The organism is Megasphaera vaginalis (ex Srinivasan et al. 2021) (assembly GCF_000478965.1).
GTDB classification, from domain to species: domain Bacteria; phylum Bacillota; class Negativicutes; order Veillonellales; family Megasphaeraceae; genus Megasphaera; species Megasphaera vaginalis.
Genome location: NZ_AWXA01000008.1, coordinates 188645 through 203896, shown reverse-complemented (window position 1 = coordinate 203896; position 15252 = coordinate 188645). Strand labels below are relative to the sequence as shown.

The 15252-nt window shown below is 52.5% G+C and carries 10 protein-coding genes and 1 pseudogene; 10 read left to right on the top strand and 1 reads right to left on the bottom strand.

The window, feature by feature from the left end:
- From HMPREF1250_RS02890 to fumC, 5 genes are all read left to right on the top strand, one after another.
- Positions 1 to 524 (top strand): phosphoribosylformylglycinamidine cyclo-ligase (locus HMPREF1250_RS02890; protein ID WP_023053009.1); only part of this gene is annotated, 524 nt, incomplete at its 5' end.
- Complete coding sequence (purN, locus tag HMPREF1250_RS02885) at positions 517 to 1128, top strand: phosphoribosylglycinamide formyltransferase (RefSeq protein WP_023052974.1); 612 nt, start codon at positions 517 to 519, stop codon at positions 1126 to 1128. The genes HMPREF1250_RS02890 and purN, both read left to right, overlap by 8 nt.
- Before the next feature lie 18 nt (positions 1129 to 1146).
- Complete coding sequence (locus HMPREF1250_RS02880; protein WP_023053090.1) at positions 1147 to 1752, top strand: MGS-like domain protein; 606 nt, start codon at positions 1147 to 1149, stop codon at positions 1750 to 1752.
- On the top strand, positions 1752 to 3026 hold the full coding sequence (purD, locus tag HMPREF1250_RS02875; RefSeq protein WP_023052963.1) for a phosphoribosylamine--glycine ligase: 1275 nt from the start codon (positions 1752 to 1754) through the stop codon (positions 3024 to 3026). The genes HMPREF1250_RS02880 and purD overlap by 1 nt, the downstream gene beginning before the upstream one ends.
- 68 nt (positions 3027 to 3094) lie before the next feature.
- Positions 3095 to 4480 (top strand): class II fumarate hydratase, encoded by a 1386-nt coding sequence (gene fumC / locus HMPREF1250_RS02870; protein ID WP_023052969.1) that lies wholly within the window; start codon positions 3095 to 3097, stop codon positions 4478 to 4480.
- A 69-nt stretch (positions 4481 to 4549) separates the two neighbouring features.
- Here fumC and HMPREF1250_RS02865 read toward each other — a convergent pair whose 3' ends face one another.
- On the bottom strand, positions 4550 to 4945 hold the full coding sequence (locus HMPREF1250_RS02865; RefSeq protein WP_023053086.1) for a thioesterase family protein: 396 nt from the start codon (positions 4943 to 4945) through the stop codon (positions 4550 to 4552).
- Between the two features lie 232 nt (positions 4946 to 5177).
- Between HMPREF1250_RS02865 and pgeF the strand changes: the two genes are divergently transcribed.
- The 5 genes and pseudogenes from pgeF to cas3f all read left to right on the top strand — a co-directional run bounded on the left by pgeF (position 5178) and on the right by cas3f (position 15224).
- Complete coding sequence (gene pgeF, locus HMPREF1250_RS02860) at positions 5178 to 6011, top strand: peptidoglycan editing factor PgeF (protein ID WP_023053000.1); 834 nt, start codon at positions 5178 to 5180, stop codon at positions 6009 to 6011.
- The gene (locus HMPREF1250_RS02855) at positions 6008 to 8119 is read left to right on the top strand and encodes an ASKHA domain-containing protein (protein ID WP_023052952.1); all 2112 of its coding nucleotides are present in this window, start codon (positions 6008 to 6010) and stop codon (positions 8117 to 8119) included. The genes pgeF and HMPREF1250_RS02855 overlap by 4 nt, the downstream gene beginning before the upstream one ends.
- A gap of 43 nt (positions 8120 to 8162) precedes the next feature.
- Entirely contained in the window at positions 8163 to 10598 is a 2436-nt protein-coding gene (locus HMPREF1250_RS02850; protein WP_023053039.1) for a homocysteine S-methyltransferase family protein, read from the top strand.
- Between the two features lie 349 nt (positions 10599 to 10947).
- Entirely contained in the window at positions 10948 to 11916 is a 969-nt protein-coding gene (gene cas1f, locus HMPREF1250_RS02845; protein WP_023053060.1) for a type I-F CRISPR-associated endonuclease Cas1f, read from the top strand.
- Positions 11913 to 15224: pseudogene (gene cas3f / locus HMPREF1250_RS02840) on the top strand (type I-F CRISPR-associated helicase Cas3f). The gene cas1f and the pseudogene cas3f overlap by 4 nt, the downstream one beginning before the upstream one ends.
- The last annotated feature ends 28 nt before the right edge of the window (positions 15225 to 15252 follow it).

Below are 15252 nucleotides of genomic sequence, written 5' to 3'. Positions count from 1 at the left end.
ATGACGTGTTGATCGGGTTGCCTTCTACAGGGATTCATTCCAACGGCTTTTCGTTGGTCCGTAAGATTGTCTTTGAACGGATGAACATGCAGCCGGATCAGTACGTTGATGAATTGGGCATGTCGATCGGGGAATGTCTATTGACGCCGACGCGGCTTTATCCGAAGGTATGTCTGCCCATTATTCGCAATTTTGACGTCAAGGGCATGGTGCACATTACGGGCGGCGGTTTTTACGAAAATATACCGCGTGTATTGCCGCCAGGTATCGGCGTCGAAATCGATGTGACCTCTTGGCCGCAGCTGCCTGTTTTCGGTCTTCTCCAAAAGTGGGGGAACGTGGACAACAAAGAGATGTACCGCACTTTCAACATGGGAATCGGCATGATCATGATCGTCGCCGGAGAAGAAGCGGATGCCGTTATGGCCGCTCTTGCCAAGGCCGGCGAAAAGGCCTATATCATTGGCAAGACAACCGGAGGCGGTGAACGGGTCGTTCTCAAGGGAGGCGTGTTTGATGACTAAAAAAAGGATCGTCATTTTTGCGTCGGGACGAGGCAGCAATGCGGAAGCGATTCATGATGCCGTCGCTTCCGGCAAAATTAACGGTGAAATCAACGCCGTCGTTTGTGATATTCCCGGCGCCGGTATTCTCAGTAAAGCTGAAGAATGGGGCGTTCCGGCGATTCTCGCAGATCGGAAGAAATTTGCTTCCAGAGAAGACTTTGAACTTTTCATTTTGCAGGCTATCGCGCCGTATCGGGCGGATTTGATCTGCCTGGCGGGGTTTATGCGCCTTTTGAGCAGTACGTTTATCAGTCATTACGAAAATAAGATCATCAATATACATCCGGCTTTACTGCCGTCATTTCGCGGCCTTCATGCGCAGGGGCAGGCTGTCGCCGCCGGCGTGAAGATTGCCGGCTGTACGGTTCATTTTGTCGTTCCTGATATGGATGCGGGTCCGATTATCGCGCAGCGGGCCGTTCCGGTTTACGCCGATGATACGGAAGACACGCTGGCTGCCCGGATTTTGACGCAAGAGCATCCGGCTTATGTGGAATGTGTCACTCTCTTTTGCGATGATAAATTGCAGGTGAACGGAAATATTGTTACCATTAACGGTTGATTGAGGAGGTAGTCGGCAATGAAAGTAAAACGTGCATTACTCAGTGTTTCTGATAAAACGGGCATTGTAAAACTGGGACAAGCGCTGACCGGGCTCGGGATTGAAATAATCTCTACCGGCGGGACGATGAGAGCGCTGCAGGACGCCGGCGTACCGGTCATGGCCGTGCAGGATGTCACCGGTTTTCCGGAAATGATGAACGGCCGCGTCAAGACTTTGCATCCGAAGATTCATGGTGCGATCTTGGCAATCCGTGACAATCCGGAGCACGTTCAGGCGATGAAAGAGCATGATATTACGGGAATCGATCTTGTTGTCGTCAACCTGTATCCTTTTGAACAGACGATTGCCAAAGCGGACGTAACACTTGCGGAAGCTATCGAAAACATTGATATCGGCGGGCCCTGCATGGTTCGCGCATCGGCAAAAAACAACAAGTATGTCGCCGTCGTTACGAATCCGGCCAAATACGACCAAATCATTTCCATCTTGGAAAAAGACGGTGAGTTCAGTGATGCTTACCGGCTGGAGCTGGCCTGTGAAGCCTTTACGCATACGGCGCAATACGATTCGGCCATTTCCGCATATCTGAGAGAAGAAGTGACGAAGGGAGCGAAAGCGTGATGAAGGCGGCAGTTATTGGCGGCGGTGGCCGCGAACATGCCTTGGCGTGGAAATTAGCGCAAAGCCGGCAGATCGAAAAGCTTTATGCTATTCCCGGCAGTGCGGCAATGGCTGAATTTGCCGAATGCGTTGCTGTTCCGCTAGCCGATCTGGACGGCATTGCCGCATATTGTGAAAAAGAAGGCGTCGATCTTGTCGTCGTCGGGCCGGAAGTACCGCTTACGGAAGGATTGGCCGATCGATGCCGGGCGAGAGGGTTGGCTGTTTTCGGGCCGAACCAGGCGGCGGCGCAGCTGGAAGGTTCTAAAGTTTTTGCCAAAAGTCTGATGAAAAAATATCATATTCCCACGGCGGCGTACGAGACCTTTACCGACGAAAAGGCTGCCGTCGACTTTATCCGGAACGGCAGTGCGCCTGTCGTTGTCAAGGCGGACGGACTGGCAGCCGGCAAAGGGGTCGTCGTCGCACAGACTGTGGAAGAGGCGGTTGCCGCCGTTAAATCGATGATGGGAGATAAAATCTTCGGCGAATCGGGCGGGCGTGTCGTTGTTGAAGAATGTATGACTGGAGAAGAGGTCAGTCTACTGGCTTTCGTTGACGGCAAAACGATTGTGCCCATGATTTCCGCCCAAGATCATAAGCGTATTTTTGATCACGATGAAGGCCCCAATACCGGCGGCATGGGCGCTTATGCGCCGGCGCCTGTCCTGACGGAAGCGCTGCGGCAGACGGTTATGGATACGATTCTCGTTCCGACAGTTGCCGCTTTGGCGACTGAAGGGATTACATATCAGGGCTGTCTTTATGCCGGATTGATGATTACCGAAGACGGGCCTAAAGTCGTGGAATTTAATTGTCGTTTCGGAGATCCCGAAACGCAGGCCGTCTTGATGCTTCTTGACGGAGATCTGGCGGAGATCATGTATGCCTGTACGCAAGGTACGCTTCAGCCGGAGATGGTCAACTGGAAAGCGGGAGCTGCCTGTTGTGTCATTATGGCGTCTCAGGGCTATCCGGCTTCGTCACATAAAGGCGATCGGATCAATGGCCTTGAAGCGGCGGCTGCCGCCGGTGCCGTCGTTTTTCATTCGGGCACGCAGAAAAGGGATGATTCCTACATTACAAATGGCGGACGCGTGCTCGGCGTGACGGCCGAAGGCCCTTCATTGCAGGCCGCGATTGATAAGGCATACGCCGCTGTTGCCGAAATTTCTTTTGACGGTCAACAAGTACGTCATGATATCGGCGCCAAAGGATTGCGTCATTTACGGTAATGATTGTGCTGCATGTCTCTTGCTGCCGGGAGGGCGAGGCATGCAGCTTTTGTATGGGAGGAAACGGCATGGACTATCGTATCGAAAGAGATTCAATGGGAGAAATCAGCGTTCCTGCGGATAAGCTTTGGGGGGCGCAGACGCAGCGGAGTCTGGAAAATTTTCGCATCGGTACGGAAAAGATTCCGTCCGAATTGATTACCGTCTTTGCTTATATCAAAAAAGCGGCGGCTTTGGTAAACAAAGACCTCGGCGTACTTGACGCCGACAGAGCCGATGCGATTGCAGCCGTCTGCGATGAAATACTGGCAGGAAAATTGGCGGGAAACTTTCCGCTAGCCGTCTGGATGACAGGCAGCGGCACGCAATTCAATATGAACGTGAATGAAGTGATCGCACACCGGGCGATGGAACTGCTCGGCGAACAGGGAAAGGACGTGACCGTTCATCCCAACGATCACGTCAACCGTTCACAGAGTTCGAATGACGTGTTTCCCACATCCCTTCATGGGGCCGGTCTGTTGTTGCTTAGGCAAAAATTGTTTCCCGCGTTGGAGGCCCTCTATGGAGAACTGAGCCGCAAGGCGGAGGCCTACGCCGCCGTCGTGAAGATCGGCAGAACACATTTGCAGGACGCGACGCCGCTGACGCTGGGACAGGAAATCAGCGGTTGGGCGCGCATGTTGGAGCGGAATCGGGAAATGCTCACCGCCGGCAGTGATTTTCTTCGCGATTTGGCCATGGGCGGAACAGCTGTCGGCACAGGCATCAATTGTCCGGCAGGTTACGATGTGGCTTTCGCCGAAACGTTGAGCCGTCTTACGGGCGAAAAATTCCGCACGGCGCCGAATAAATTTCAGTCCCTTACCAGTAAAGACGAACTGGTTGTCGTTCACGGCATGCTTAAAGCGTTGGCCTGCGATTTAATGAAGATTGCCAATGACGTCCGCTGGCTGGCGTCTGGACCGCGCTGCGGTATCGGCGAACTGGTCATTCCTGAGAATGAACCGGGCAGCTCTATTATGCCGTCGAAGGTCAATCCTACGCAATGCGAAGCCGTGACGATGGTTGCCGTCCAAATCATGGGTAATGATGTTACCGTCGGCGTAGCGGCCAGTCAGGGAAATTTTGAACTGAATGTTTTCATGCCTGTTATCGCTTATAATCTGGTACAATCGATTCGCCTTCTGACAGATGTTATGGATTCTTTCCGTGTTCATTGCATTGCCGGCATGAAACCGAACTATGACAAGATCGATGAAAATCTTCACCGTTCCCTGATCCTCGTAACCGGTCTGGTGCCGCTCGTAGGCTATGATAAAGCTTGCCGGATAGCGAAGACGGCGGCCAAAGAAGGACTAACGCTTCGAGAAGCGGCGTTGGCCAGCGGCTGGATTAGCGGCGATGCGTTTGATGCGGCGATGAATCCGGCCAGATTGGCCGGCATTCGGTAATCGCTGTGCGTCGCTGCGCAGTTAAATATAAAAAAAGAGATGTGAACTATTTTCACATCTCTTTTTCATTTATTTTTTTTTGCCTTCCGCCTTGGCGAGAAAAGGCGCCGATTCGATGATAAATCGTTCGTGAACGGCTTCGCCGACAGCGCCGGCGGTATCAAAGGCTTCGACTTTAAATGTCAATTTACGGCGATCCTGTGCGGTCAGCGTGGCCTTGGCCGTGACCGTCAGTCCGATCGGTGTTGCCGATAAATGCTTGACGTTCATCGAGATGCCGACGGTACCGTATCCTTCCGGCAATTGGCTGCCGACGGCGTGAACTGCCGCGTTTTCCATTAAGCCGACTAAGGCCGGCGTAGCATATACTGGCGCCGTGCCGCTGGCAAATTTGATGGCAGTATTGTCTTCCGTAACGATTTCTGAAACTTCCGCCGTTGATTGCGGTTTAAGGGTAAACTCCATAATAGGCCTCCTGGGATAAATAATTTACGTTCTGTTTTAACTATACCATATTCGTATGCTTGATGCCAGAGGGAGAGGAGACCGACTGAGTGATTTTCCTGATTAACCGAGGCGGCGGCAAAGGTGCGGAACCGTTTTTTTTCTATGGACATGAGGGAAAGTATGCTATACTAGTGGCAATCGCTTTGCATATATGGCGGAAGCGTATCGGTGAGTGAGGAGGAGTTTGACCATGATTGATGAAAAAAACGGCATTTCTTTTACGGCCTTTTCCATATTTTCGTCTGTTGCCGACTTGGTCGCCGCCGTTTCGACGCGTTGCGGCGGCGTCAGCGAAGGTGACTTTTCAACGTTGAATATGAGTTTTTCCACTGGCGACGAGCCGTGGCGCATCGTTGAGAACAGACGGCGTTTTTTAACGGCTGTCGGCGTTGATCCGGCGGCGATCATCAGTTGCAGCCAGGTCCACGGAACCAATATCGTTGCCGTTTCCGAAGCGGATTGCGGCCGCGGCGCCGTTGACAGAAATACAGCCGTAGCGGCGTGTGACGGGTTGATTACTGACAGGACCGGCGTGCCGCTGACAATGAATTTTGCCGATTGTACGCCGCTTTTGTTTTATGATCCGAAGCGGCACGTCATTGCGCTGAGTCATGGAGGCTGGCGCGGCGCGGCGGCAAATATTGCAGGTTGCACGGTAGAAGCGATGTGTCGCGATTACGGTTCTTCTCCTGCCGATATTCTGGCCGCTATCGGTCCGACGATCCGCCAGAGGTCATTCGAGGTGGGACGGGACGTTATCGACGGGTTTACTGCATGCTTCGGCGCGGAACGGACGTTGTCCCTGGCAAAGGATAAAGGCGGGGGGAAATATCTTTTCGACTTGCCGGGCGCACATCGTCTTTTGCTCTTGGACGCGGGAATTCTGCCGGAACATTTGGACGATTGCGGTCTTTGTACATATGAACGGGATGATCTGTTTTATTCGTACCGGAAGTCTCAGGGGAAAACCGGTCGGCATATGGCGGTGATGGAATTGCGATGCCGGAAAGATCGGCGTGAATGACGATGGCAGATATTCGCGCGCTTACGGGCAGCCGGATCGTTCCCGACACCGATACCGTCCTTCGCTTGCTGGGAGTCGGGGATAAATCGGCTCGCTACGAGCAATATCAACGGCAGGTGCGAATGTTGATCCGGCCGAGGGCCATATTGGCTTTCGAAAAATGTTCCCTATATGTTGTCATGACGTTGGGCGCTGCCATTTCCGATTATGTGGCACGGTTGTTTGCACGGCACGAGGAGGACGAGGCGCTTTGGATCAATGCCATAGCCGATAGTTGCCTGTTCGCTTTTGAAGAACAGATCAGAAAGACGATAGGCGATCTTTGCCGGGAAAAAGGCAGAGGCGTTGCCGGGCGTCGTGAAGTCGGAAACGGCCTCGAACCGGAGTCTGTGCGACGTATCCTGGAGATGACGGAAGCCCGGCGGCGCATTGGCGTATCCATGACCGCTACAGGCATGGTGCTGCCCAGTAAGACCATGTGCTTTCTTTTTGATTTAACGGCCCATACAGATGCGGATGCAGGTGCGGGAATCAATCCGTGTCGGCAATGCGGCAATGATACCTGTACATTGCGTCGGTCGGCTGCTGCCGGGAGAGTATATACCTGCCCGCCGGGCGAATCCGTTCTGACGTTTCTGCGCCGTAACGGCGTGTCTCTTGGAGCCGCTTGCGGCGGTAACGGCAGCTGCGGTAAGTGCCGTGTACGTCTGTACAACGGTCATCTCGATGTGACCTACGATGATTTGGCAACGTTGTCGGCTGAAGAACTTGACCGGGGGTGGCGGCTGGCCTGCAAGGCTGTGCCGCAGGAGCCCGTTACCGTTTGTGTATCGCAAGGTGAGGAGAATTCATTTCGCGCTGTCGGTACGTTGACGGAGCCGTTGAAAAAAGCGGCTGCCGGACATCGCTTCGGTGCCGCCGTCGATGTGGGGACAACGACGATTGCCGTGTCCTTAGTCGATTTAACGGCGAGAAAGGTCGTCGATACGGTAACAGCCGTTAACAGTCAGCGTGTTTACGGCGCCGATGTCATCAGCCGCATTCAGGCGGCTGCCGCAGGTCATGCGGCAGCCCTGCGCCGGCTCGTCTGCCGTGATATCTATGGCGCTTTGCAACGGCTTTGGCAGCGCTACGAAGGCACTTTTGCCGACTGCGGCGAAATTGTTGTCGCCAGTAATACGACGATGACGCATCTGCTTCTTGGCCTCGATTGCAGCGGCTTGGGCCGGTGGCCGTTTACGCCTGTTTCTTTAGGCGGGGACGTATTGCCGTGGCGGCGGATATTTCCCGATTACGCCGGGCCGGCGGCGTGCCGTATCCGCATCGTTCCGGGTATTAGCACGTACGTCGGTGCCGACGTTGTTGCCGGCCTTTATGCCTGCCGCTTGGACAGCGACGGAAAAAACGCCGTTTTTCTTGATTTGGGGACGAACGGAGAGATGGCGGTAGCTAAAGAGGGGATGCTTTACGTCGCCTCTGCGGCGGCGGGACCGGCCTTGGAAGGCGGCCAGCTGAGCTGCGGAACGGGGAGTGTGCCCGGAGCCGTTGCAGCGGTGGACATCATCGACGGGAAAGCGGCGGTCAGGACCATTGATTGCGCGCCTGCCGCCGGTCTTTGCGGTACCGGAGTGATTGAAGCGTTGGCGGCGTTGCTGCAGGCGGGGTTCGTTGATCGATCCGGAAAATTGGCAGCCCCGTATTTTTCCGGCGGTTTTCCGATAGCGCGCAAACAAGACGGGACGGTATTGACGCTGACGCAGCAGGATATACGGCAGGTCCAACTGGCCAAAGGAGCCGTTCGCGCCGGATTGGAAGCGCTTTTGCAGCACTGCGGCTTAACTTACGGTGATGTCGGCACATTGTATCTGGCAGGCGGTTTCGGCTATTTCCTGAAGGCCGAAAAAGCGGCGGCCGTTGGCTTGCTGCCCCGGGAATTGGCGGCCAGAACCGTCAATGTCGGTAATACTTCATTAGCCGGCGCCGTCGCTTTGCTGACGGAGAGAGACGGCGAAGAAAGGCTCCGCAAGATCATCGCATCAGCAAGGGAAGTCGCGCTGGCAGGTGATGCCGCTTTCCGGCAGTTGTACATAAACTATATGGATTTTTAACGAAGTCAGGGGTGTAGGGGCCCGCAGATAGGAGTAGGTAGGGATGACAAGAGACGAGTTTCAACAGTTGATCGCAGACGGTATCGTTATGCTTGACGGGGCGACGGGAACGAACTTACAGCAAGCGGGATTGCCCGTCGGGGTTTGCCCGGAAGCCTGGATTCTGGAGAACCGTACAGCCATGATCGACTTGCAGCGGCAATTCGTCGTCGCCGGAACGCAGATTCTTTATGCGCCGACCTTTACCGGGAATCGGATCAAGCTGGGCGAATACGGCCTGGCCGACAGATTGGCGGAAATGAATCGTGATCTGGTCGCGCTTTCTAAAGAAGCGGCTGCCGGTAAAGCGTTTGTAGCCGGCGATATGACGATGACCGGCCGGCAGCTTCGGCCGTTGGGGGAGCTTCATTTTGAAGAGCTCGTCGATGTGTATAAAGAGCAGGTAGTCGCACTGGCAGACGGCGGCGCCGACCTTTTTGTCATTGAAACGATGATGAGTCTCCAAGAGACGAGGGCAGCCGTTTTGGCTGTAAAAGAGAGTTGTGATTTGCCGGTTATGGCGACGCTGACTTTTGAAAATGACGGCAGAACCCTCTTCGGCACGCCGCCTGCCGCAGCCGTCGTGACGCTTCAGTCCCTGGGCGTCGATGCTGTCGGTCTGAACTGCTCGACAGGTCCGGACGGCATGCTTCCGATTGTAGAGGAAATGTATGCTTATGCGACGGTTCCCATCATTGCCAAGCCCAATGCCGGACTTCCCGCATTGGCAGACGGCGCGACCGTTTATACGATGACTCCCGGTGATTTCGGCGCCGCCTGCTGCCGGCTGGTCGCCGCCGGCGCCCGAATTGTCGGCGGCTGCTGCGGCACGACGCCGGAGCACATTCGCGTCTTGGCGGAATCTGTCGGGACCATGGAGCCGCTTCCCGTAAAAAAAGAGAAACGGCGCGTCATTTCTTCAGAGCGCTCCGTTTTGGATATTCGTCTCGACGGGCCCTTACAGATCGTCGGCGAGCGGATTAATCCGACAGGGAAAAAGAAGTTGCAAGAAGAATTGCGTGCCGGTACCTTCGACTTGGTGCGGGCCATGGCGCGGGAACAGGAAGAAAAAGGAGCAGCCGTTCTTGATGTCAATATGGGGATGAACGGTATCGATGAAAAAGCGACAATGCTGCAGGCGATTGATGAAATAACGGGCGTAACGAACTTGCCGCTCTGCATTGATTCCAGTTATCCCGATGTTTTGGCGGCGGCGCTGCGCCGCTATCCCGGCAGGGCGCTGCTCAACTCCGTTTCTTATGAAACGGCGAAATATGAAAAACTGCTGCCGGTTATCAGAAAATATGGAGCCATGTTCATTTTGCTGCCCCTTTCCGACGACGGAATTCCTGCGACGCAGGATGAGAAGCATCGGATTATCCGGGCGTTGACGTCTGCCGCCGAAGCCGCCGGTCTGGCTCGTGAAGACATCGTCGTCGACGGTCTTGCCGCTACTGTCGGCGCCGCGCCGCGAGCTGCGCTGGATTGCCTTGATACCTTCGCGTATTGCCGTAATTCGCTCGGATTGGCGACAATCTGCGGGCTTTCCAATATTTCGTTCGGGTTGCCGCAGCGGCTTTTCGTCAATGCTGCGTTTCTGACCATGGCCGCTGCCGGCGGCCTGACGCTGGCTATCGCCAATCCGTCACAGGAACTGCTGCTTCAGGCCGCTGCCGCTGCTAATTTGCTGATGAATCATGAAGGCAGCGACTTGGCATATATCCAACGAATGGAACCGTACGGCAGCCGGACCGTATCGTTGCAGACGGCGGAAAAAAACGGCGGCACCGCTGTTCGGGCGGAAACGGACAGAGAAGAGGATAATCCCGTTTTTGAAGCTGTTCTCAAAGGGGAAAAAGGAACGATCATTTCATTGACAAAAGCGGAATTGGATAAGGGAAAATCGGCGGAAACCATTATTAATAAATTTCTTATTCCTGCAATTAACCGCGTAGGCGAACTTTTTGATCAGCAAGTGTATTTTTTACCGCAACTGATTGCCGGCGCCAATACGATGGAAAAAGCCATTCATTTTCTGGAGCCGCTGCTGCAGGGAAATGTTGCGGAAGAGAAAGCGACGATCGTCATTGCCACCGTCGAAGGTGACGTTCACGATATCGGCAAGAATCTTGTTGCCCTTATGCTGCGCAACTATGGGTATCATGTTATTGATTTGGGAAAAGACGTGCCCGCCAGTCGGATCATTGCGACAGCCATGGCGGAACATGCGGCTGTCGTCGGTCTTTCGGCACTGATGACGACGACGATGATGCAGATGAAGGCGGTTATTGCCAAAGCGGCGGCATCCGGTTACAATGGGAAAATCATCATCGGCGGCGCTGCCGTGACGCCGGGATTCGCTGTCGAGATCGGTGCTGACGGGTACTCAAAGGACGCGGCCGAATGCGTCAAGCTTGTAGGGACCATGTTGGACCGGTGAAAAACGGCGCAAAGTGTTTATGCTGAACCGGGGCAACTGATTCCGGATGAAATCGGTTGCCTTGTCAACGGTCGTGTCCGGCAGAGGGCTTGAAAAGGGCCACGGCGTTTCGAAGGGAATGACGATACGTAAGGCGTTTAACAGGTGTTTTATATCCTCTGACATCAGGTAGGCATGGAAACCGGTGTCAGGGGATGTTTTTATGGAGTGGAAGGTAATCATTTTCGCCCCGTCAATGAACAGCGGATAACGACGGCATTTAGATGGAAAGTTTTTTCGATAAACGATATAATGAAAATACATGAAGGGAAAAACGGTATATATCTTGTCTTAACTGGAGATGAGCTTTATGCAGCAAACGTTTACGCCATCGGAATTGAAATCTATTATGTTTTCTAAACGTGCCAATATCTATTATCTGGAAATGTGCCGCGTTATGCAGAAAGATGGCCGCGTCGTATATTTGACAGACGGAAACAAGCGGCAACAATACTGGAATATCCCGATTGCCAACACAACGGTTATCTTATTGGGAACAGGGACATCAATTACACAAGCCGCGATGCGATTACTGTCTGCAGCCGGTGTCCTGGTGGGTTTCAGCGGCGGTGGCGGCACGCCGCTGATAGCCGGAACTGAAATTGTCTGGATGAATCCGCAGAGCGAGTACAGGCCGACACAATACGTGCAGGGCTGGTTATCGTTCTGGTTTGATGAGGAGCGTAGGCTGCAGGCGGCTCAGCGCTTGCAGCGTGACCGCTGTGCGTATTTGCAGCACGTATGGGAGAAAGACAGAGAATTGAACAACGCCGGATTTTATGCGGACGATGAAAAAATGGAGCAGGCCTTGCAGGGCTTCGAAAAAGGTATTGCCGGCAGCCGTAATGGTAAAGAATTACTGGCAGCAGAGGCGCTGTTTTCCAAACGGCTTTATCGATATGCGGCTGCGAAGACGGAGTTAGCGTCTTTCGTGCGCGATTCGGAAGCCAATGATACGGCGAATATATTTTTGAATCACGGCAATTACTTGGCCTATGGATTGGCAGCTTCCGCCTTATGGGTGCTGGGAATTCCGCACGGCTTTGCATTAATGCACGGCAAGACCAGGCGGGGCGCGTTGGTATTTGATGTGGCCGATTTGATCAAAGACAGCTTGATTTTACCTTGGGCGTTTATTGCCGCCTATCAGGGATATACGAATCGGGAATTCCGCGAATTGTGTTTACAGAAATTTACCGAACATAAAGCCTTGGAATATATGTATGACCGCATAAAAGAACGGAGTCTGTATTGGAGTCGGGATGGTGTCTGCCAATGATGGTTATTTTTACCAGTCAAAGCGATAAAAAAGCCATAAAGACGACGGCGCGGATTTTAGATGCCTTCGCCAATCGGATCGGGAAGGAGACTTGGCAGACGGTTATTACTGCTGAGGGACTTTAAATGGTGAAATCGCTCCTGCAAAAGCATGCGACCAAAAGTATGTCCGTTTCTTGCCGGTGGATTCGGTCACGGAACCGCAGCGAGTTGGTGTGGATGGTAGGAGACCGTTCCCGCTTTAATCAAGAGGGGGTCGTACCGGTGAATTATACCCAAAAGAATATCCGTCATGATGAGTGGGAAAATGATTGGCTCCATCTGCCTGAAATAAAGGCCTTGTCAGCTGTTGCGGCGCTGTTCCATGACTGGGGCAAGGCGGCCGATCATTTTCAGCATAAATTACGCCGTCAGTCGTTGAGCAAGGATCCTTACCGGCACGAGTGGATATCTTGCCGGCTGATTTCCGGATTGGTCGCATTGACCGGCTCTGCCGATGACGATACGGCCTGGCTGACGCGGCTGTCTCTGGGAGATTTTTCTGCCGATGCGCTTGCGCAAGCTGTGAACGAAGGATTAAGGAATAAACTTCGCAATTTACCGCCTCTGGCGGCAATGCTTTGTTGGTTGATCTTGTCTCATCATCGGCTGCCGGTTTTACAAAAAGATAAGTGCAAGAAATACTATGACCTGCGATCGACTTCTTTTTCGGATATGATGTCGCGCATCGATGCCGCCTGGGGATATGATAATGGGGCTGCGCACACAAACGTTACCTTTTCAAAGGGGCTGTTGCTGGAATCTTCTGCATGGCGAAAGGCGCTGAGGAAATGGGTCCCCCGGTTATTGCAGGAAAAAGACGCATTGATCGCCTTGATGAAGAAAGGGGATTTTCGGTTAGTATTGCTATACTCACGATTGAGTCTGATGCTGAGCGATTATTTTATCTCATCCGGCAAAGGAGAAGAAGACCGGCAGGGCAATACCGAGTTGTATGCGAACACATATAAAGGGGAACTGAAACAACGGTTGGATGAACATTTGGTGAAGGTAGCCGGGCAAGCCGCTCGTATTGCCCACTATTTGCCGGTGTTTTCCGGCGGCATGGCATCTGTAAAAGATGTCCGTTCGCTGCGGAAGCGAAGTCCCGCCCCTTTCCGTTGGCAAGATACGGCTGTACAAAAGCTGATCGAATGTCAAAAGCAATTGAAATGCGGCAATAAATCTGTTTCCGGGTATTTTATTGTCAATATGGCCAGTACCGGGTGCGGAAAAACTTTTGCCAATGCCAAGCTGATGCAGGCCATTTCGGAAGATCATAAAACGCTTCGCTATAATCTGCTTTTAGGGCTTCGTACGTTGACCTTGCAGACCGGCGAGGAATATCGCAACCGAATCGGCCTGACAGCGGATGAAATGGCGGTTTTAATCGGCTCATCGGCGGTGAGGAAGCTGTACGATGAAGAGCGGAAGCGATCGGATAACGGAGAAACATCCTATCTGGACGAAGAGGAATCGTTTGCCGGCGTTTTGAACGGCATATATCCGGAAAAAGAACCGTTTCTCGATATCTTTTTTGATCAGCAAAAAAACAAGGCGGCAATAAAAAATAAACGATTGCTTTACTCTCCTGTGCTGGTATCGACGATTGACCATATCATGCCGGCGACGGAAGCCACTCACGGCGGCAAGTATATGCTGCCGTTATTGCGGCTCATGTCGTCAGATATCGTTATCGACGAGATCGATGATTTCGGCAAGCAGGATTTGGTTGCCATTGCCAGAGTAGTTCATCTTGCAGGCATGCTCGGTCATCATGTAACGATCTCTTCAGCAACGATTTCGCCAGATCTTGCCGAAGGATTATTTTCAGCCTATCAAGAGGGGCAAAAGTGTTTTGCTGCTTTTTTTGGCAAAGATCTGAATATTGTCTGTGCATGGTGTGATGAATTTCGGACGCAGACGAGATCGATTGCGGTAGCGGATATAACGAAGGCAGGGAATTTTTATCGACAAATGCATCAAACTTTCGTTGATAAGCGCGTGGTACGCTTGAGCAAAGAACTGATAAAACGCAAGGGATATATTGTGGACTGCGATCCGTTAAAATTCCTGTCTGAAGATGAACTGGAGCAGGCTTATTTTGAAAAAATCAAACAAACCGTTATTGATCTGCATCGCCGCAATAGCTTTACAGACAAGAAAACGGGTAAACACGTTTCCTGCGGAGTCATCGGTATGAACAACATCCGTCCTTGCGTATTGCTGGGAGATTATTTGGTTCGGACGGCATGGCCGGAGCAAATCGCGCCGCGGATCATGGTATATCATAGCCAACAAGTACTGCTTTTGCGTCATGAGCAAGAACGGTATTTGGATCGTGTGCTGAAGCGAAAGAAGCCGTTGGCGGCGACGGTAGACATTGAAGATGAAGTATTGCGTAACCACATCGATAATGCGAAAGAAGAGAATGTGATCTTTCTGGTGGTGGCGACACCCATTGAAGCTGTCGGCAGGGATCATGATTTCGACTGGGCCGTGATTGAACCTTTTTCCTACAGAGCCATCATTCAGTTAATAGGGCGCATATTGCGGCATCGTCTTCTGCAACAGGATATACAACACGAGAATATTGCTATTCTCGGTTATAATTTGAAAGGCCTCAAAATGGAAGCGGGGATTCTCCGAAAGGGACCGGCCTTTGATCGACCGGGATTTGAAACGGCGGCATATCGTTTAAAAAGTCATACGATGAACGATCTCCTTGATGAAGCCGTCTTACGACGCGGTATTGATGCGACGCCGCGCATACAGAAGGATCCGACTGCAGATCCGGCATATTCGTTAGCGGCTCTTGAGCATAAAGTGATGGAGGATTTTAAAGACTTATCGAAAAACGGGCCGGCGTACATACACGGATGGCAGGAAGAGGTCTGGTGGATGACCGGCATGCCGCAACAGATTAATCCTTTTCGCGCCGGGAGACTTCAAGTAGAGGTGTGTCTTTGCTATAGTGACGGGCATTTGTCATTTCAAGAAAAAGATGACAAGACGGGGCTGTTTGTGCCTCGAGGCGAGTTGTACCAGATCGAAATTTGCGAACCTGTAAACAGTGACAGGTTTTGGTTACAGCGGGATTATTATCAAACATTGCAGGCGAATCTTTCCCTGACCGCATCTGATGCGGTTGATGAAGAAAAGCAATTGGAAAAACTGTGTCAGCAATACGGACTGCTGAGTTTTCCCGATAACGCGGGCAATGGCGACGGTTATTACTATTCTGATCAATACGGGCTTTATCGGAAATAGGGCGAAGGAAGCTGTAAAATGAGTGCGA